Genomic DNA, 20,139 nt, shown 5'->3' with positions numbered 1-20,139 from the left:
TTTTCTCGATCTTCCTTGACCGCGTTCACTTCGTGACTGTATCTTTGCCAGTGAAGTCTATTACCCTTCCTGTTGCGACAGGAAATCTCGGAGGTTTCGCTATGGATAAACCGAAAGACAAGTGCGCACAACCGGCGCGCGGTCCCATCCTCGAATCCCCGATCAAGGAGACCACTATGACGCCAATGTCTTCTCCGCCGCGTCCGCTGGCGCGCGTGGGCTCGCCCGCGCCCGATTTTGAGGCCACCGCCTTCGTCAACGGCGGCTTCGAAAACATCAAGCTGTCCAGTCATAAGGGCAAATGGATCGTCGTCTGCTTCTACCCCGGCGATTTCACCTTCGTCTGACCAACCGAATTGGCGGCAGTTGCCGCCCGCAAAGATCAACTCAATAAACTCGGCGTCCACGTCATGTCGATCAGTGTCGACAGCCGCTTCACTCACAAGATCTGGCAGGAAACTGAACTCTCCCGGATGATCCCCGGCGGCTTCCCGTACCCCATGGCCACCGACCCCGGCGGCTCCATCGGACAGGTGTACGGCGTCTATGACGAAGCCAGCGGCGTCAACATCCGCGGCCGTTTCCTCATCGATCCCGATTTCGTCATCCAGGCCGCGGAAATCATGACCCCGCCGGTCGGACGCAACATCGATGAGTTCATCCGCCAGGTGCAAGCGTTCCAGCACGTTCGCAACACTGGTGAGGTGACACCCGCCGGCTGGACTCCCGGTCAGCCGACGCTGCGTCCCGGCCCCGAGCTGGTCGGACACGTCTGGGAACACTGGAAACCATAGTCCCAGCCGACCACTTTCAAAGACCCCTGTCGAGGACGGCGCCGGATCGGGCCGTCCTCGTTTTTCTTTCTGGCTCTCTCACCCCCGCAGGAATCGGGAACCCTGCCGACTCTTGGTTGTTCAAATTTTGCCGGTTGCTAAAATCGGCGGATGTAGGCTATATTATGCGCGGAGACATGGACGTCGACCTCGTGGGCTATCCCCTCTGATTGATCTCTCCGATCTCGCTTTGTCGACGCACCAGCATGGCGGCCGATGCCCTCACTCATCGCCGTTGTTGTCCGGTGTCCAGCGGGCTGCGCCGGACGTTGCGTCCTAGGTGGACGCAGAATTCAGCCTTCATACACAACTGATACATCCGGCCCCGGCGCTTCGGGGACTTCGGCGTTCTGGTGGTTGATGCCGATCCGGGGCGTGCCGCGACCGACAGTCGCTGTCGGATGCGGCTGGCTTGTCGCCGGCGGGTGCGTGTGGGCAATCTGACTCAGGCAGATCAAGATTTCTCGCACCGCCCCCGGCGCGTCAGCCGACCCTCCCCGCCCTGATTTTGCCCGTTGCATTTCCCTCCGCCCGCCCGTATATTCTCCAACCCCGGATGGTGGGTGTAGCTCAGCTGGTTAGAGCATCAGATTGTGGCTCTGAGGGCCGAGGGTTCAAATCCCTTCACCCACCCCATTGACTCCGCGCTCAAAACTCAAACTCCAATCCGAACACCGGCAACATGCTCCATTGCAGGATTTCATCCTGCTTCTTCTCGTGCTCATTCCAATAATAGTTGGCCACGTTCTTGCGGTTATAGGCATTCCAGATTGACAGGTAGACGATCAGATTCGAGCGCTGGAAATTGAACCGCCGGTCGACCCGCAGATTGAGCGAATGATAATTGGGATAGCGTGCCTCATTCACCTGCCCCTGGTCGTAGACCGACCGATTGATCAACTGCGACGCCTCCAAGTCCAGCGGTGTGTACGGCGCGCCCCCCGCATACACCCAGCGCAGTGAATACTCCCACTTGGCGTTCGGCTTGTAGCCCCCTTCGGCACTGAAGACCACGCGATTGTCGAAGGTTCGGTTGCGCCAGACCCCGTTCACGTCGCGATACTGCGAGCGGAACCACGCGCCGCTCACCAGCCCGTACAGCCCCTGCCGCAACTTCTTCTGCAGCGTCATCTCCACGCCGTACGACCGCGCCTTGCCGTCGTCGCGCAGATTCGGATGATAGAAGAAGTAGTTACTGTAAATCATCTCGTCGATGATGAACAACTCCGGCTGGTCGGTGCTCATCGGAAACCGCTCATACCACTTGTAGTATCCCTCCAGCCGCCAGCGCGTGTCGGCGCTCAGCATGTGATCCAACCCGACGATGGCATGATACGCCCGCGGATCCCTCAGCCGTCGGTTGCGCTCCTGTTGCGACAACAGCACGATCGGCATGGTCTGGCTGTACATCCCCGCCGCCAGATTGGCACTGGTGCGCTCGCTGAAGCGGTACGCCAGCGCTGCCCGCGGCGCCAGACTCGCGTTCTTCGTGTATTCAAAATAGTCGTAACGCGCGCCCAACGTCGCCGTCAATCGATCGGCTGGCCGCACCACGTAGCTTGCGAATCCCCCGACTCGCGGCGACTCGATCCGATCACCGATCACCAGCGGTGGAATCGAGTCCCCGAAGAAATCAGTATAGTCGGCCGCATAGTAGTCATAGCGATCCAGCTCGTACTTCGCCTCGACGCCAAATTCCAGTTCATGGTGCTCGTTGATGCGGAACAGGTTGACATTGCGCAGTTGCGCCGCGCCGTCACGGTTGTTCTGACGCACCAGCTCCTTGCCGGTGCTCGTTTCGAAGTAGTTGGCCGCGGTCTTCGTCGCCAGGTACGACAGCGACGTCGTCGAATACCCGCGCCTGCCCCACAGGTAACGCCAGGTCGCCCCCACGGCATACTCGTGACCGTCCGACCAGCCGTCGGTGACATTCCCGTCCTCGATCGCATTCGCGCGCTCAAAATTGATGTAGTCGATGCCCAGGATTCCCAGCAGCGACAGCCGATGTTTGCTCGACAGATCATAGACCAGCTTCCCCTGATAGTCGGAATAACGCGGTACGACGCCGGTCCCGATCGCATCCACCAGCAAGTCCAGGTAGCTGCGCCGCGCCGAAAACAACCACGAGCCGCGCCGCGTGCCCAGCGGACCTTCTCCGACCACGCCAAATCCGGCAAAATTCAGATCGGCCTGGGTATCGAATTCCTCGCGGTTCCCCTCCCGAAACGTCAGCGCCATCACCGACGACAGCCGATCCCCGTACGCCGCCGAGAATCCGCCCGCCGAGAAACTCACATCCTGAATGAAATCCGTATTCACGAGGCTGATCGGCCCGCCCGAAGTCCCGAACAAAGGATAGTGATTGATATTGGGTATCTCGATGTTGTCGATGTAAAACGAATTCTCGGTCGGACTTCCGCCACGCACAATCAGGTTGTTGACCTGGTCGTTGACCTTGGCGATGCTCGGAAGGCTGAACACGATCCGGCTGACGTCGCCCGCCGAACCCGGCGATCGCCGCACCTCCTCCGCCGAAAACTGCGTCGTGCTCGTCGGCTCGCTCGGCGAATCCGCAAAGTACCCGGCATCAACCGTCACCCCCGCCACCTCGGTCATGCGCACCTGCAACCGCGCATCGACGACCGTCGTCCGGCCCGCACGAATGATCACATCCGTCACCGTCCGCGGCTCATATCCGATCACCGTATATTGCAGCGAATAGTTGCCGATCGGCAGACCCGTAATCCGATATTCGCCTGACTGACCAGCGGCTACGCCGCGCTCTGTGCTCAGGACGCGCACTGACGCCCCCGGCAGCGGTGCGCCGGTCTCCGCGTCAATAACAACTCCTCGCACCGATCCCAGCTTTTGAGCGGCACCACTTCCTCCGCCACCGCCATCTTCTCCCTGCGCCCGCAACGACGGCGCGCTCAAGAGAATTGCCATTACATACATCAAGATCATTCGCATATTCGCCTCCACTGTCTGTCGTTCATTTACTGACTGATAGTCAGCTTTGTTGCAAAAAAAATGCCGTACCTTTCTCATTTCCTATCCCTTCGGTTTCTTTACCGGCGCCAAACCGCGGTCAACCATTTGCTCCTTTGCTGGATACAACCGGTCGACCTCAAGATCAAACAGCTTCAGAAACTCCCCACGATTCTTGATCATCTGAATCACGCCGTTGCTGGTCGACCACAACAAGATCGCCGTCAACCACGGGTGCACGTCCTTCGCGATTGACCCGTCCTTATGCCCCGACTCGATCGCCTCCGCCAGGATCGCCAGTGACGAATCCTTGTATCCCTCAACTCCCTTGTCTCTCATCTCGCTGGCAATCGCCCCGAACGTCTGCGGATCCATCGCTTCGACATACGACATCGCCCGGAAGTAGTTTGGATACTCGAAACAGAACTTGTAGTACGCCCGCCCGATCTCTCTCACCCGCGCCCGGCCGGTAGCAGCCGCTTTGTAGGCCTCCGCAAATCGCTCGCGCAACATCCGGCCGGCCCGCATGTCGATCGCGTAGAACAGGTGCTCCTTGCTCTTGAAGTACAAGTAAATCGTCCCCTTGCTTAACTCCGCCTTCTCGGCAACATCCTCCATCTTGGCATTCTTCAGTCCCTTCTCGGCGAACACCTCGAGCGCAGCGTCCATAATCAGCTCGATCCGCTTCTGCTTCTCCCGTTCTCTTCTTTCCGCCGTCGTCATCCGCAAATGCCTCGGAATCGAAATTCAGTCATTTATTGACCATCGGTCAGTTCTTGACAGAATTTAGTGGATCGCAGAAGATTGTCAACCCCAATTTCTAAGAAAATCCCCGTGTCGAGAATTCGCGTATTTTGATGCGAAGCTCGCTTGCCGGCCAAACTATCTCCGCCAACCGATTGACAACCCGCGACGATTGCGTATATTTGCGTATACCCCGGTTGCGACGCGGATTTGTCACTTCCGGTCTCCGATTCACTCTTGCTGGGCGGGCGTTAATGAGTAGCACCAAACTCCCGATTCCGGATCATCTGCGGTCAGTTATCGATTGGCAACAACTGACCGAGCTCAACCCGGACGTTATTCTGCTTGTTGACCGTGATGGCAAGGTGCTCTACGTCAACAATCTCGAAGTTGAGACCGCCATCGACAAGGTGCTCGGCACCACGATCTTCGATCAAGCCCTCCCCGAATTTCATCGCATGCTGCGCCAGCACCTCGACCTCATTTTTATCGAAGGCTGCGAAGCGCAGGCGGAATTCGTTCACGTTCGCACCGACGGCAAACTCGGCTGGTGGTCAGCCCATGCGGCGCCGGTCTTTGAAAACGGCAAGGTCGTCGCCGCGATCGTCAACTGCCACGACATCGGCGACCTCCAGGCCCTCCAGGAAAAACAAGAGCGCGCTGTCCGCCGCCTGCAGGAAAGAATCTTCCGCGAACGCTCGGAACTCGATAAGGCGCGCAACATGCTGGCGGAAGAAATCCACGAGCGCCGCCGCGCCGAGGAATCTCTCCGCGACAGCGAGCGTCGCTATCGCACGCTGGTCAGCATGGCCCGCAACGCCATCGCCTCGTTCGACTATGACGGCCTGGTCCACTTCCTCAATCCGGTCGCCGCGGCAATGCTCGGCGGCGTCCCGGAAAACTTCATGGGCCGGAAGATGCAAGAGCTGTTTCCGCCGGAAATCGCCGCGCGCCAGTTGGCATCTATCCGCCGCGTTATCGACAATCGCCAGGCCGAAGCCATCGAAGCGCAATCCTATGTCGCCGGCGTACCCAAGTGGTTCTTGACGCAGATCCAGCCCGTGATCGAAGACGATGGCTCCTGCAACCGCGTGTTGATCGAAGCTACCGACATCGATGAACGCGTCAAACTGACGCAGAAGATGCTCCGCGAACGCAACTTCTCCGAGTCGATCCTCCAGACCGCCAATTTCCTGATCATCTGCCTCGACGAAAACGCCAATATCCGTACCTTTAACCGTGAAAGCGAACGCGTCACCGGCTACGCCGCCGCCGAGGTCATCGGCCGGAACTGGCCCCAAACTTTCCTGCCGGCCGACCAGCACCATCCGGGTCTGCGTGATTTTGGCCGATGGGTGCGCGAACATCCGCATGACTCCTACGAAGGGCCGCTGCTGACCAAGAACGGCAGCACTCGGACGGTCCTCTGGTCGAACTCATCCTTCACCGACGAAGAAACCGGTGAAACCGTCGCCATTGCCATCGGCGTCGATGTTACCGAACGTCACCGCCTCCAGCAGCAATTGCGCGCCACCGAATACCGTCATCGCGCCCTTCTGATGGCGATCCCGGACTACATCCTCTTGATTAACCGCGAAGGCCGGATTCTCGAAGTCCAGGGCGGACGCCCGGAGTATCTGGCGCACATCGAATCCCTGATTCTCAACAAAACCGTGCGCGAAGCCGTGCCGGCAGAAGTCGGGGATATGCAGATGAAGGCGCTCGCCCACGTGCTCGCCACCGGCGAAACCACAACTCTCGAATATGGTCTCGAGACTGATCTGCTGGGCTGGGTGGACTTCGAAGCGCGCCTCGCCAAATGCGGTCCCGATGAATGCGTTCTCGTCGCCCGCGATGTCACCCAGCGCAAGATTTTTGAACGCGCATTACGCACCAGCGAAGAAGAGCACCGCTTCCTCGTCGATCAACTGCAAGCCGGTGTCGTCGTCCACGCGCCGGACGGCCGCGTGCTCCGCGTCAATGAGGCTGCCGCGCGCCTCCTCGGGCGAACTGTCGAGCAGATGTTGCACCAGAGCTCACTTACCGACTGGCAGTTTCTCAACGAAGACGGCGGACCCGCCGTGCCGGAGCAGTACATCGTCAACCGCGTCATCGCCACCGGCAAAGCCCGTGAAAATGTTGTTATGGGCGCCAAAATCCCCGGCTCCAACGAAATCCGCTGGGCCTTGGTCAACGGCACACCCGATTTCGATGAATCCGGAAACCTCCGCTCGGTCATCGTCTGCTTCCTCGATATCACCGACCGCCGCCAGTTCGAACACGACCTCGCCCAAGCTACCGAATTGCTTAAGGCCCAGCAACGTGACCTCGAAGCCAGCAATATCACCCTCAAACGCCTCATCCACAGCGCAGAAGAGGAAGTCGATGGCATCCGCCTGGAGATCAACCGCACAGTTGAAACCTCGATTGTTCCTACCCTCAATCGCCTGCGCGAACGAGTGACTCCCAAGGATTTAATCTACATAGAGATACTGGAGTCGATGATCAGAGACCTCGGGATGCCGGTCAAGAAGAAGCTCAGCGAGATCATGATTTCACTAACTCCAAGAGAACGAGAGATTTGCGCCATGATTCGTGTCGGCAACCAAAGCAAGGAGATCGCCGATACACTCAAAGTCTCCCGACGCACCGTCGAGAAATTCCGCCAGAAAATCCGCGACAAACTCGGAGTTAAAGGGGATAAGATAAATCTTATCTCTTACCTCAACTCCCTTGATGAGTGATGCGTACATCAAGTACGCAATAGGTACGCCAATTCTTCGCAGTACAACCTATTGACTAAATCGCCACTAAAGACGATCTTTATGTCGCTTTCGGTGACATGACTCTCGCTCTCGCAGCCTTGGTCACCGAGATCAACACATTCTGGACTTTGGGTACTGGTCATAGCTTCCACGTGAGTGGACTGAGAGGGACAATAGGCTTCACTTAGCCTGTCTGTTGGAGCAGGGTGGAATGAAGATGCCGTAAACACTGTCGTTCACTTCGACAGGAAGACCGCTGTGGAGTCCCACTTACTCCCAATGGCAGGGTTTCCGGTGTCTCACGGGGGGTCAAGTAGCCGGTGGTTTCCAAGCAACCACCGGCTGCTTTTTTGAGTCGTGTCGCGCCACAGAAAAACCCGCCCGCATGCTCGCGCACGCGGGCGGGATCTTCTGATAATCGGAATCTTACACTATGGACAATTGCTGCAGGGCGCCGGTCCGCCGGAGAAAATGTAATTGATCAAGTAGACGGCGTCGGAGATATTCAAAGCGGCACTGCAATCTGCATCCCCCGACAACAGCGGCGTCGGTGCCGGCCCGCCGGAGAAGATGTAATTGATCAGATACACCGCGTCCGAAATATTCACCGCTTGCGAACCGTCCGCGTCACCGCAAACATACGGCTCCGCCACCGTCAGCGTCAGCGGTTGCTCGTCCGTGCTCCCCGCGATATCCACAACTCTGGCTGTGAGATTGATGGTCCCGGCCGCCAGCGGCGTTCCGCTCAGGAGACCGGCCGCCGACAACGTCAGACCCGTGCCCGCCAGGTTATTGTTCTTATCGCTCCAGGTCTTCGTGCCGGTTCCGCCCGTCAGCGTCAGCGCCTGCGAATATGCTTCGCCCTCAACACCTTCCGGCAACGACGCCGTCGTGATGTTCACCGCCGGATTCAACACCACCTGTAGTGCCTTCTCTGCGGCCGCGCCGATCTGATCCTGTACTTCAGCCGTGAATCCGAGTGTACCGGCCGCGGTGCCGGTCCCGCTCAACACGCCTGCCGCCGACAATGCCAGCCCGGTGCCGATCAGATCATCGTTCTTGTCCGACCATCCCTTCGGTCCGGTGCCGCCGGTCGCCGCCAACGTCTGCGAATAAGGACGGCCCGCCGTCCACTCCGGCAGCGTCGTCGTGGTGATGTTCAACGCCGGATTGATGGTGAAGTTCAAGTTGCGATTGTCAAACGCCGAAGCTTCGTCGGTCACCTGTGCCGTGAAGGAAATCGGCCCCGCCGTGGTCGGCGTGCCCGACACCAGGCCCGCGGTCGACACTGTCAATCCGGTGCCGATCAGTCCGTTGTTGCCGTCGATCCAGGTCAGCGCGCCCGAGCCGTTGACCGCCGTCAACTGCTGCGAATACGGAACGCCGACTGTCCAGTCCGGCAGGTCATTGGTCGTGATTTCCAACGCCGTGGAAGCGCACTCATACTGCGTTACGTTGAACGCATCGACCGCGGCTTCAACCACCGAGCCGTCGCCGAGGTCGCCCACATCAAACTTCATCTTGACCTGTGCCGTCGGCGTCACAAACTCGGACACGAAGAAGCCGTGTTCAATCCAGCCGCCGTTGGCATCCTGCGACGGCCCGACTGTCTCCACTACGGTCCAGCTGGTGCCGTTATTGCTGGAAATGGAAATCGTCATCACATCGGCGTTGGGCGCAGCACCAAAACTGTTCGAGTACCAGCGCGCGTAGCTGATCCGCGCATCCCCCGCCGACAGATCGATCGTCGGCGAGGTCAGCACCGTGCTGCCGCCGTCAACGTCGGTGTCGCCGTCCGCCGGGCCGGTCAGATAACACTGCCCGGAACCGTCGTAATCGCTCGGCGGATCACCGCGATCACCGCCGCCTGCCGGTATGCCGCGCGCCCACTGCCCTGCGGTCGCGGTGCTGGATACCGTCCAACCCAGATTGGTCTGGAAATTATCCGCGAATGCCACTGTCGAACCGGTCGACACCAGCGCCGAAAACGGCGCCGTCGCACCCGGATCGGTGAACAGCCCGTTGGTCTGCTCGACCGCGCCGACGTAGAAGTCCACCTGGTCGTAGCAGCTCGAGCCCGGAATCGTGGCATCGTAGTGATTCAGTGAAGTCTGCGTCATGGCAATCTGCGTCCACAGGCCGCTGTTGACGCGATAGAACAGCACACCGGAGTTCGGCACCGGTGTACCGCCCACCGTCCCGCTCACCACCACCTGGAACGTCGTCGGCTGATTCGGCGCCAGCGCCGTCGGCACGCCGTTCGGATAGCTGAATCCCAGCGCGGCCAACGGTACGGCTACGCCCACCGCGTTCCACGCCTTGGAGGTCTGCGTCGCCCAGTTGCCGCTCCCGTCCAGCTCATCGGCGGCCGTCACGGTCGCAAGCGCCGCATTGTAGTAATCGATGCTGGAAGTCCAGTACAACTGGTTGGCTCGGTAGGCGACCTTGATCGCATTCGCCACCCCGATGCCGGTCACTGTGATGCTGTGATGCGTGCCGCCGTCCGACAACAGGAAGAACCACTTGTTGCCCACACCCGAGTTCGTATGCACGCCGCAGTAGTCGTTGAAGACACTCGGCGAGCAACCGACAACATCCACCCAGTACGGGTCGGTCGTGCCGTAATAGTCAGGGTCGCCGTTGGCGTGCGGATTCGACATGTCACGGAAACCGGCGCCGCTGGTCTGGCCGTTTTCGCCCATCAACCAGTCCGGCGTGTCGAGCGAATCGTAGGCAAATTCAAACGCTGCACCGACCATGTCGGAAAACGATTCGTTGAGCGCTCCCGATTCTTTTTGATAAATTAAGTTCGATTCATTCTCTGTTACCGCATGGCCCCACTCGTGCGAAATCACGTCCGGGCAACCTGCCAGCGAACGCCAGCCGCTGCTGTTGGCCCAGACGACAATCCGCTGGCCGTCCCAGTACGCGTTGTCCGTTCCCTCGCCGCTGTAATTGACAACCGTCAGCATCGACGTGCCGGTGCCGGTGTAGGAGTTGCGGTTAAACTGATCCAGAATCCAATCATAAAACAGCGCCGAGTACAGATGCCCGTCCACCGCCGCCGCCTGGGAGCCGCCCGCATTCCAGACATTATCGGCATCGGTCGCAATCGTTCCCGGCAAGCTCGAACTCGCAATATTGGTCTGCAGATAGTTGCCCGCCGGCATCTGGCCGTCATGGCCGTGCGGATTGTTGGTCAACTGCCGCGTGTTGTTCTTCATCTGATAGGTCGAGCCGGTGTAGTCAATGTCGAGATGATTGCGCGCCGTCCCCATGACGCCGACACCGGTGCCGATCACGTCGACATTCATAATGCGGTTGGCTTTGTAGATAACCTCGCCGCTCTTCGCATCAACGAAGAATTCCCAGCGCCCCATCGGCGTATCGGAAGTCAGAAACAGCCGCCAAGCCAGGTGAATGCTGCCTTCCCACGGGAAGATCACCAATTCCGGCTCCCCGGGCTGTCCCGCGCCGAAGAAACTCTTCAGATCGGCTTCGGCCCGCTCACTCGCCGCCGCCGCCGTGATCGCTGGATTGACATCAAGCTCCAAATCCGGCACCGGCGTGCCATTGAACGCCCGCAGCGAACCGTCTGCCGCGAAATGGGCCACCATATCAGCGCCGATCACTCGCAGGCCGTTGTAATATTGGTCGAGGCGCAGGTGTCGCGCGCCGTTCTCCTCCACGATCGTCTTGCGCACCCGCAATTCTTCCGCGGGATTGGCGATGCGGAATGCGCCCTGGTTGCGCGCGAGAAATTCCGCTGCCGTGGCAAGATCGCTTCCAGCCGCCGGCGCCAGAGCGCCCTTGACGAACGTGGGCACTCCTTGATCATTTTGGTGATAAAGCGTTAAGGCGGGGTCAAAGCGCAGAAGATTTGGTCCATACTTGGCGTCATCCGTCGCTCCCAGGACAGATACCGACAACATCAAGACCAGTCCAATGGCCAAAGCTCGATTCAAACGTCCACGAAGCATGCTCTCCTCCAATAATGCGTGGAAAGGTCCGGGTCTCGTAACAGACAAGTTCGGCACAAGGCCGGCAGTATTTTGGGCTCGTTAGTAGTTATATAGCGCATAAAACTCATTAGTCAACGCCTTTTTCCCCGCCACCGTTGCTGCCCGCTCCGCCTAAACCACAGCTGCCCGCGGATTTGCACCACTTAAGACGGATCGACAAAATCGTGATTCCCGCAAGAGCGTTCACGACCGCGCGCCGCACCGATCGCCGAGTGCGACCCGACTATTGTCGACTTAGTCAGTCCCTGCCTACTGCTTTTCGGCTTGCTTTCAATTGAGGCTTGGGTTATCCTCTCGCCGATCTGGAGATTTCCGACCGGAATTGTGGGCACCGACGGCCGGTCGGTTAGAAAGCGCAACAAATCCAAACCACTGGGAGACATATGAAACGGCTGAAAGCTCTGATTTTGCTTTCGCTGGCCGCCGGCTTGCTCGTCAGCTCCGGCTGCAGTCAAAGCGCCCTCCGCCAGGGCGAACGCGCACTGGACGCGCAAAACTACCAGCTTGCGCGCGAACACCTGCAACTGGCACTGCAGAACCAACCCAATGACGCGCGCATCCTGCGCGCCTTGGGACGCGTCCACTATCATCAGGGTGATCTGGCTCAAGCCGAGAAATATCTCGCCGCGGCCGAACAATCTCTGCCGAACGACGGCACCATCGCCCTCTATCGCGGCATGATCTCGGAATCACGCGGCGACTTCGCCGCCGCCGAAAAAAACTACCGCCGCTTCCTCGATCAGAATAAGAAGTCGAAAGCGGCTCCGGCGATCCGCGGCCGACTGCTCTACGTGCAGAATGAAGCCTTGCGCCTGCAGGTTGCTGAAGCCGTCAAGCAGGAAGCGGCCATCGGCGAGCAGACCCCCGCTCCCAATTCAATCGGCGTCCTTCCCTTCTCCGTGCATAAGGGGGTCGACGAGACGACCCGCTCGCTGGCGGTCGGATTGCAGGCGGTGACCTGGTACGATCTGTCCGCCATTCCGGAACTGCAGGTGGTCGAACGCGCGGAGTTCAATTACTTGCAGCGCGAACTGCAACTCTCCGAACAGGGACTCGCCGATCCCAAGTCGGCGCCCCGTGTGGGTAAGCTTGTGCGCGCCGCCAAACTGGTGAACGCCAGCGTCGACAAACCGTCGGAGAAAACCTTCACGCTCAACTCTGCATTGGTCAACACCGGCGACGCCGCCTACACCCCGACCTATGGCAAGGATGATGAGCTCAAGAAAGTCATGCGCCTGCAGAAAGAAATGGTGCTGGCCGTGCTCGACACGCTCGGCATCGAGCTCAAAGGCAGTCGTCGCCAGGCACTCAAGAAGCCGGCCACCGACAACTACGACGCCTTCTTCGCCTTTTGTCAGGGCATCGAACTGCAAGACCAGGGCGATTACATCAAAGCCAAGGCGATGTTCGACCGCGCTGTCGAACTCGATCCGCACTTCTCGCTGGCGGCGCAACTCTCGACCGACGCCGGCCTGATCGGCGCCAACTCCGGCCCCTTGACCAATTTCCAGACCAACGCCCTGGCTGGTCTGACGCCGGAAATCGGCGGTGTGTACGATCCGACCTTCGACATCGGCAATATCGTCGCGCCGACACCCGATCCGCGCCACCAGGACACCCCGCAACAAATCAACAACGGCTCGGCCAATGTGTCGGGCACGATCCGGTAGGGAGGCAGCCATGAAACGAATACCAAGATTCTTCCTGACCGCGCTGGTCCTGCTGACCATCGTCTCGGCCGCGAGCGCCGAAGTGCCGCGCGCGCGTGCGACACTTTATTTCCTGCTGAACAATTGGCAGAACGACTACGCCGGCGGCTCGAAGTTTGATCTGAATGAAAACGCCCTCGGCCTCGACGCCCTCCTCGCCCCCAATGACCGCTTCAGCTTCGGCCTGAACGGCAAGCTGAGTTCGGCCAAGTACGATCCAAAGGGAGAAGCGACCCTGTCTGACGACAAGATCTCCTCTCTCAATGACACGCGTCTGGCCCTGACCTACACGACAGCCGGCGGCATGGCCTCGCTGACCGCGCTGGCCAACCTCCCGACCGGCAAGACCAAACTTGACGATACCGAATTCTTGATCGCCAGCGCCGTCGCCGACAACTCGCGCCGCTTCGCCACCCGCCGCTTTGGGCAGGGCCTCGATCTCGGCGTTGAGGGCCTCGCGCACCCGCAAGCCGGCAACCTTACGTTCCACTTCGGCGGCGGCTTCCTTTACAAAGGCAAATACCAGGTACGCGCTGAGGACGCCGAAAAGTACAAGTACGGCGATGAAATCTCTGCTCGCGCCGGTCTCGATGTCGACGCCGAAGCCATCCAGTTCATGCTTGACGGCACCATGCTCTTCTACCTCGAAGACAAATTCGGTGACGAGAAGGTTTACCAGTCCGGCCCCACTGCGATCATCCGCTCGCAAATTGCCTATGTTCGTGACCACTCCGTTTACGGCGGCTTTCAGTTCGTCGGTCGCTCGAAGGCCAAAATTCGCAACCAGGCCAATGAGGAGACGCTCACCGATGAGGCCTCCAAATCGGGGCGCAACGAACTGCTGATCTACCTCGGCGGCGGCTATCTGGTCAATGAGAAGCTGCGCGTCAATGGTCGCCTCGATTTCCAGAATTTCTCCGCCAACGACTATGAGGAGGGCAGCCTGCTGTACCGGCCGAAATCGAACTACATCGGCATCGGCGGCGGCGCCAGCTATGCCCTGACCGAAACACTCTACGGCAGCGGGATGCTCACGTACTACACCGGCTCAATCGACGTCCCCGCTGACAAGATCGATCTGTCCGGCCTCGGACTGCTCCTGGCGCTCACTTATCGGGTTATGTAGGGAGGCCCGCAATGAAACGGAATCGAATCAAAATGTCTAAATTCATTCTCACCGCCGCCGCCCTGCTCGGCATCCTGATTGCCGGCTGCAGCGACAAATCGGAAAACGGCAACAACCGCGTCGCCGCGCAGGTCTCCGTTAGTCTGCTTAAGACCTCACTGGCGGAGCGCGTCGATCAAGTCAACCTGCGCATCTATGCCGAGGACGAACTGGTTGGCAGTTTCTCGACCCCGGTCGTCAACGGCGCTTTCAGCTTCGGCTCGGTCATCGTACCGGTCGGCGTTGTTACGTTCGTGCTGGAAGCCGTCGAAACCAATGTCGACGGCCCCGATCAAATTCTCTACGGCGGCTCGACTGAGCGCACCGTCGCCCCCGGCAGTAATATCAACGTGCAGTTGACACTCACGCCGGTCGTGCCGATGGTGCGGCTGTCGCCGTACTACATCCAAACTGTCGAAGATCAACAGGTCACGGTCAGCATTGAACTCTGGAATCTCGCCGGATTCAACCAGGGCACCTTCACCATCGGCTACGACAACGAGGCGCTGACCTTTGTTAGCGCCGATGCGGCCAATGATGCCTGGGGCGGCCTCGAGGTCAGCGGCCAGACCAATGATGGCGGCGGTGTCGACGTCTCGGTGTTTCGCTCGCAAGGTGTCGAGTCGATGCCGCCGGGCGTCAATGAGTTGGTGAACCTGACCTTCATGGCGCATATCCCTGGCCTGACTGAACTGACGCTGTTGTCCAACAACCTGCTCGATGCCGACGGACCGCTGCCCGAAGTCACAGCGGGGACGCTTGTATTCGACGGCCAGTCGATCCTGATCAATCAGACCGGCACCAGCCTCGGCACAATCAGCGGCACTGTGACCAACGCCTCCACCGGCGAACCCCTCGCGGGCGCTACCGTCAGCGTCAGCGGTCCCGCCAGCCGCTCGACCACCACCGATGCTTCCGGCAATTACGCCATGACCAATCTCCCCTTCGGCACCTACATGCTGTCGGTGGACTTGAGCGGCTACATCAACCTCCAGCGGACGATCCAGCACCAGTCCGGCGTGACCGTCGAACGGGTCAGCCTTAGCCCGCTGCTGGCGGAGGGCGAGTATCGCGTTGTCTTGACCTGGGGCGAAGTCCCATCAGATCTCGATGCCCACGTCTGGACGACCATCAGCGAGATCGTCTACCACATCTACTTTGGCAATCCCGGTCAGCCGGATGTCCCGCCGCTGATCGCCCTCGACGTCGACGACACCGACTCGTACGGCCCCGAGACGATCACGATCTACGACCTGCAGGCCGACTGCATCTTCGCCGTCCACAACTATTCCGGCGAGGGCGGCTTTGATGCGGCTCTGACCGAATCCAACGCGCGCATCGAGGTCTATCGCGGTGCCCAGCGGCTCCAGACGTTTACCGTCCCGACCAGCGGGACCGGCGCCTGGTGGCACGTCTTCGACCTGACCGCCAATGGCGAAATCGTCGCGCACAACACGATTTCCGATCTCCCGCCCGATGCCATTGTCAAAGCAGCGCCGAAGAAATCTCCGGCGCCGACCAAATAGCCATCAATGCCTCGGGGCAGTCATACGACTGCCCCGAATTCTTCTCGCCCCACTTCCACTCAACTTTAAACTTCGAGATAATCGAATTCCGACGCTACTGCTCGGAGTCGTCTTCAAGCAGCGGCAATCCGCGCTGGCTGCGCAAATCTTCAACTTTGTCAAAGGCACGGTCAAGCTGGCGGCGGCGCGTCGTCACCAACTCCTGAAACGCCTTCTGCGATTCATCGATCTTCTTCCCCATCGCTTCCATCTTGTCGACGAACATCTGCCACTGCTTCTGCATCGCGGCCACCGCGGTGAGAATTTGCTCCGACGCCTGCTCAAACGCAAAATTGTCGCTCGCCTGCCGAATCACCGCGAGGATTGCATACAGCGACAGCGGTGAGCACAGGATCACTTTGCTCTTCAACGCATCGTCCAGCAATGTGCGGTCAATCTCGTGAATGAATGAGTACACCTGCTCGTTCGGAATAAAAACCAGCACATAATCTACCGTGTGCTCAGCCGGATTAATATACTCCCGCCCCGTCACTGCCTTGACGTGGCTGCGGATGTCGCGGATGAAGTCGGCTCGATGCCGACTGCGGTCGCCATCGCTCGCCGCCTCGAGGTAGCGCATATAGTTGTCGAGCGGAAACTTCACATCCATGTTGAGCATCAGACCCTGCGGCAGCGGGAAGGTGAAATCCGGCCGCGAGCCGCCGCCCAGCGTCTTCTGCTTCTCGTAGTTAACCCCTTCGACGAATCCCGCCAGCCGCAATACATCCTCGGCCATCCGTTCGCCCCACTGTCCGCGCGCCTTGGTACTGGCCAGTGCCTCGCGCAGTGAACTTGCCGTCTGCGCCAGCCGCTGCACCTGCTCGTTCTGCGCTTTCAGACCCGAATCCAACTGGCCGAACTTGATCGCGCGATCGCTTTCGTACTCCTTGATCAGTGTCTCGACCTTCTGCAATTCGTTGCCCATGCTCTGCAACTGTGCGTCGATCAGCGTCTTTTTCGAATCCAGTTCCTGTGCGTGCGTTTGCCGATCCGACTCCAACAGCGATTTGCGGGTCCGCAGGAAGTCCTCATTGGCTTTGCTCAGCGCCTCCGCCGATAAGTTGCCGAAGCTCTGCTTGACGTGCTCAATCACGCGGTCCAGCTCCGCCTGCTTCCTCGCCTCGTTGTCACGCAGCAATTCCTCGGCTATGGCGCGCGCGTCCGTTTCCCGGCGCCGCATCACCAGCCACGTAATCGCAGCCCCAAGAACCACACCCAGGGCCAAAGCTAGTAGTACCGACACTTCCATGAGATTTACAAGATATGCGCTCTCTCCGCCGATGCAACCGCATTTGCGTGGCCGTCACCGACACGAATCGGGCGCGCGTCCGTAACTCCGCCCGCCGGTACACTGGGCATCCTCGCAAAACCCGCATCTCAGCAACGTCCGTAGGGCAAGTCTCCTTGTCGGAAACTCATCGATCCTGAAGCCTCGTTAAGGAGACCTGCCGCTTCTCACCCCACACACCGTCGTTGCGGCAGCTCTTCCCGCAAATCGTTCTCGATTTTCGCCTCCACAGGAATGACATCTTCTCCCCTCTCCCTCTTGACGAGGGGTCGGGGGTGAGGGCTTCATCTCCAATTGTAGCCTCTGGCCCCGCTTTCACCGCCGCCCTAACTCTTCAAGAACCGCGTCAGCACTTCCTTCAACTGCACATTTTCGACATCGCGCCGCAGCGCCCCTTCAAACGCAATCGAAACCTCCCCCGTCTCTTCGCTGACCACCACGCACACCGCATCCGACTCTTCCGTAATCCCGATCGCCGCCTTGTGCCGCATTCCGAACAACTTGATGTACGCCGGATTCTGCGAAACCGGCAGCGTGCACGCCGCGGCAATGATCGTGTCCCCGCGCACGATGATCGCCCCGTCGTGCAGCGGCGTGTACGGCGTGAAAATCGTCGTGATCATTTCCTCCGACACCGTCGTATTCAGCTCCTTGCCGCTCTGGATAAAATCCTTCAGCCCCACCGAGCGCTCAATCACGATCAGCGCCCCGTGCTTCAAGACGGCCATCCGGATCACCGCCCGCACGATCTCGTCGATACTGGCCGTCGGTTCACCGCGGTAGAACAACCGCACCAGGCGCGAGTGCCCGATCTGCGCCAGCGCGCCGCGAATCTCCGGCTGGAACAGGATGATCAGCACGATAAATCCGACCGTCGCCAGATTCGTAAATAACCACATCAGCCCCTGCAACTGGAACCAGTAGGCGAAAAACGCCACCACGAACAGCATCGTCAGGCCGGTCACCATTTGCGCCGCCCGCGTCCCGCGCAACAGCGAAAGAAACTTGTAGAAAATCGCCGCGACCACGACGACGTCGATCAAATCGACCAGCGTGAACTTGAGGAATTTGTAGGTAAACAGTTCCATCACTGCCTTCCGCGCAGGCGAATCGCCACATCCACCGCCTGCCGGGTCTCCTTGACATCGTGCGCGCGCACTGCTGCCGCGCCGTTCAGCACTGCCGCCACGGCTGCCGCCAGCGAGCCGCCCAATCGGTCCGGCGCCTCCGCGCCCGTTATCCTTCCGACGAACGACTTGCGCGATGCTCCAATTAGCACCGGTTTGCCCAGACTGGCAAATGTTTTGATTGAGCGAATGAGATCAAGGTTTCCCTCAAGACTCTTGCCGAATCCGATTCCCGGATCAATCATGATCCGCCGTGGATCACAGCCGGCGTCCTCTGCCCGCGCAATCGCTTGCGCCAGCGCCTCCCGCACCTCCGCAACCAGGTCGTCGTAATTCGTATTCGCCTGCATCGTTTGCGGCGTGCCGCGCCTATGCATCAAAATCACGCCCGCGCCCGCCTGCGCCACCGTCGCCGCCATCTCTTCGTCCGCCTGCAGCGCCGAAATGTCGTTGACGATCTTCGCCCCCGCTTGCAAAGCCAGCTGCGCCACCCGCGCCTTTACCGTATCGATCGAAATCGCGACATCGCTCGCGCGCGCCAGCCGCTCGATCACCGGAATCACCCGTCGGATTTCTTCCTCTTCCGCCACTGGCTCCGCGCCGGGACGCGTCGATTCGCCGCCAATGTCGATGATATCCGCGCCCTCTGCCGCCAGCCGCAACGCCTGGGCGACCGCCCGGTCGGCATCAAGAAATTGCCCGCCGTCCGAAAATGAATCGGGAGTGGTGTTGACCACTCCCATAACAATTATGCGATCCGGTTGATAAAGAATGTCCGCGGCGTCCGCCATTCGTCTTTTGGCCCCGCCGACGGTCATGGTTGCTTGGCGTTCAGCGGCTGCTTGGCCAGTTTCTCGCCGCGCAGGATGCGGTCGATTTCATCACTGTCGAGAATCTCATGCTCCAGCAGCGCCGTCGCCAGCAAGTGCAACTTGTCGAGGTTGCCCTGCAGGATTTCCTCCGCCTGCGCGTAGGAGCGCTCGACGATCCGCCGCACCTCCTCATCGATCTGCTGCGCGGTCTTCTCCGAGTAATCGCGATGCTGCGCAATTTCGCGGCCGAGAAAAATCTCCTCGCGCGCCTTGCCAAAGGTCAGTGGCCCGAGATTCTCGCTCATCCCCCACGCGCACACCATCCGCCGTGCCAGGTCGGTCGCCCGCTCGATGTCGTTGCCGGCGCCCGTCGTCAACTGGTCGAACACGAGCTTCTCGGCCGCGCGTCCGCCCATCAGATAGATCAGCTTGGTCTCGAGGTATTCCTTCGAATACGTGTGCTTCTCTTCTGTCGGCAGAAAACTGGTCACCCCCAGCGCTAACCCGCGCGGGATGATCGTCACCTTGTACACCGGATCGGCCTTCGGAATCAGCTTCCCGACCAGCGCATGGCCCGCCTCGTGGTACGCCGTCGTCCGCTTCTCCTCGTCGGAAATCACCAGCGACCGCCGCTCCGCGCCCATCATGACCTTGTCCTTGGCCATCTCCAGGTCGACCATCGCAACCTTCTCGGCGTTGCGCCGCGCCGCCAGCAGGGCGGCCTCGTTGACGACGTTCGCCAGATCCGCGCCCGACATCCCCGGCGTACCGCGCGCAATCACGCGGATATCCACGTCGTCGGAGACGTTGATCTTCTTCATGTGCACCTTGAGAATCCCCTCGCGCCCCTTGATGTCGGGCAGGTTCACCACGATCTGCCGGTCAAAACGGCCCGGACGCAACAACGCTGGATCCAGCACGTCGGGACGGTTGGTCGCGGCCACCAGAATCACACCGTCATTGGACTCAAAACCGTCCATCTCCACCAGCAGCTGATTCAGCGTCTGCTCGCGTTCATCATGACCGCCGCCCAGACCCGCGCCGCGCAACCGGCCGACCGCGTCGATTTCATCGATGAAGATGATGCACGGCGCGCTTTTCTTGCCTTGATCGAACAGGTC

Annotated in this window: 13 protein-coding genes and 1 tRNA gene; 6 read left to right on the top strand and 8 right to left on the bottom strand. The window is 59.8% G+C overall.

The genetic code is table 11. The annotated features are described in order from the left end of the window. Window positions 1–101: 101 nt before the first annotated feature. A complete protein-coding gene (locus IT585_06050; GenBank protein ID MCC6962795.1) occupies window positions 102–794 on the top strand; it encodes a peroxiredoxin in 693 nt (230 codons plus the stop codon). A gap of 332 nt (window positions 795–1,126) precedes the next feature. On the opposite strand, the gene IT585_06045 is transcribed toward IT585_06050, so the two are convergent. Continuing rightward, window positions 1,127–1,291 (bottom strand): hypothetical protein, encoded by a 165-nt coding sequence (locus IT585_06045; GenBank protein ID MCC6962794.1) that lies wholly within the window; start codon window positions 1,289–1,291, stop codon window positions 1,127–1,129. Between the two features lie 101 nt (window positions 1,292–1,392). Between IT585_06045 and IT585_06040 the strand changes: the two genes are divergently transcribed. Then, window positions 1,393–1,469: transfer RNA gene (locus IT585_06040), tRNA-His, on the top strand. A 12-nt stretch (window positions 1,470–1,481) separates the two neighbouring features. Here IT585_06040 and IT585_06035 read toward each other — a convergent pair. Both IT585_06035 and IT585_06030 read right to left on the bottom strand, forming a co-directional pair. Beyond that, a complete protein-coding gene (locus IT585_06035) occupies window positions 1,482–3,803 on the bottom strand; it encodes a TonB-dependent receptor (protein MCC6962793.1) in 2,322 nt (773 codons plus the stop codon). An 81-nt stretch (window positions 3,804–3,884) separates the two neighbouring features. Further along, the gene (locus IT585_06030; GenBank protein MCC6962792.1) at window positions 3,885–4,544 is read right to left on the bottom strand and encodes a TetR/AcrR family transcriptional regulator; all 660 of its coding nucleotides are present in this window, start codon (window positions 4,542–4,544) and stop codon (window positions 3,885–3,887) included. A gap of 275 nt (window positions 4,545–4,819) precedes the next feature. On the opposite strand from IT585_06030, the gene IT585_06025 reads away from it, so the two are divergent. Next, on the top strand, window positions 4,820–7,309 hold the full coding sequence (locus IT585_06025; protein ID MCC6962791.1) for a PAS domain-containing protein: 2,490 nt from the start codon (window positions 4,820–4,822) through the stop codon (window positions 7,307–7,309). Between the two features lie 452 nt (window positions 7,310–7,761). Here IT585_06025 and IT585_06020 read toward each other — a convergent pair whose 3' ends face one another. After that, on the bottom strand, window positions 7,762–11,310 hold the full coding sequence (locus IT585_06020; protein MCC6962790.1) for a M4 family metallopeptidase: 3,549 nt from the start codon (window positions 11,308–11,310) through the stop codon (window positions 7,762–7,764). Window positions 11,311–11,735: 425 nt separating this feature from the next. Between IT585_06020 and IT585_06015 the strand changes: the two genes are divergently transcribed. The 3 genes from IT585_06015 to IT585_06005 are packed head-to-tail and all read left to right on the top strand — an operon-like array spanning window position 11,736 to window position 15,752. Beyond that, window positions 11,736–13,022, top strand: coding sequence for a tetratricopeptide repeat protein (locus IT585_06015; protein ID MCC6962789.1), 1,287 nt, complete (start codon window positions 11,736–11,738; stop codon window positions 13,020–13,022). Between the two features lie 10 nt (window positions 13,023–13,032). After that, a complete protein-coding gene (locus IT585_06010) occupies window positions 13,033–14,187 on the top strand; it encodes a hypothetical protein (protein ID MCC6962788.1) in 1,155 nt (384 codons plus the stop codon). A gap of 11 nt (window positions 14,188–14,198) precedes the next feature. Next, entirely contained in the window at window positions 14,199–15,752 is a 1,554-nt protein-coding gene (locus tag IT585_06005) for a carboxypeptidase-like regulatory domain-containing protein (protein MCC6962787.1), read from the top strand. A gap of 94 nt (window positions 15,753–15,846) precedes the next feature. On the opposite strand, the gene IT585_06000 is transcribed toward IT585_06005, so the two are convergent. The 4 genes from IT585_06000 to IT585_05985 form a co-directional block, all read right to left on the bottom strand. Beyond that, complete coding sequence (locus IT585_06000) at window positions 15,847–17,034, bottom strand: DNA recombination protein RmuC (protein MCC6962786.1); 1,188 nt, start codon at window positions 17,032–17,034, stop codon at window positions 15,847–15,849. A gap of 371 nt (window positions 17,035–17,405) precedes the next feature. Next, window positions 17,406–18,167, bottom strand: a complete 762-nt coding sequence (locus IT585_05995; GenBank protein MCC6962785.1) for a TIGR00159 family protein — start codon at window positions 18,165–18,167, stop codon at window positions 17,406–17,408. Beyond that, window positions 18,167–18,997, bottom strand: a complete 831-nt coding sequence (folP, locus tag IT585_05990; GenBank protein MCC6962784.1) for a dihydropteroate synthase — start codon at window positions 18,995–18,997, stop codon at window positions 18,167–18,169. The genes IT585_05995 and folP overlap by 1 nt, the downstream gene beginning before the upstream one ends. A 23-nt stretch (window positions 18,998–19,020) precedes the next feature. Further along, a partial coding sequence (locus tag IT585_05985) for an AAA family ATPase (GenBank protein MCC6962783.1) occupies window positions 19,021–20,139 on the bottom strand: 1,119 nt, incomplete at its 5' end.

It is taken from the genome of Candidatus Zixiibacteriota bacterium, assembly GCA_020853795.1.
GTDB lineage: Bacteria > Zixibacteria > MSB-5A5 > CAIYYT01 > CAIYYT01 > JADJGC01.
This window is presented reverse-complemented; position numbering and strand designations above follow the sequence as displayed.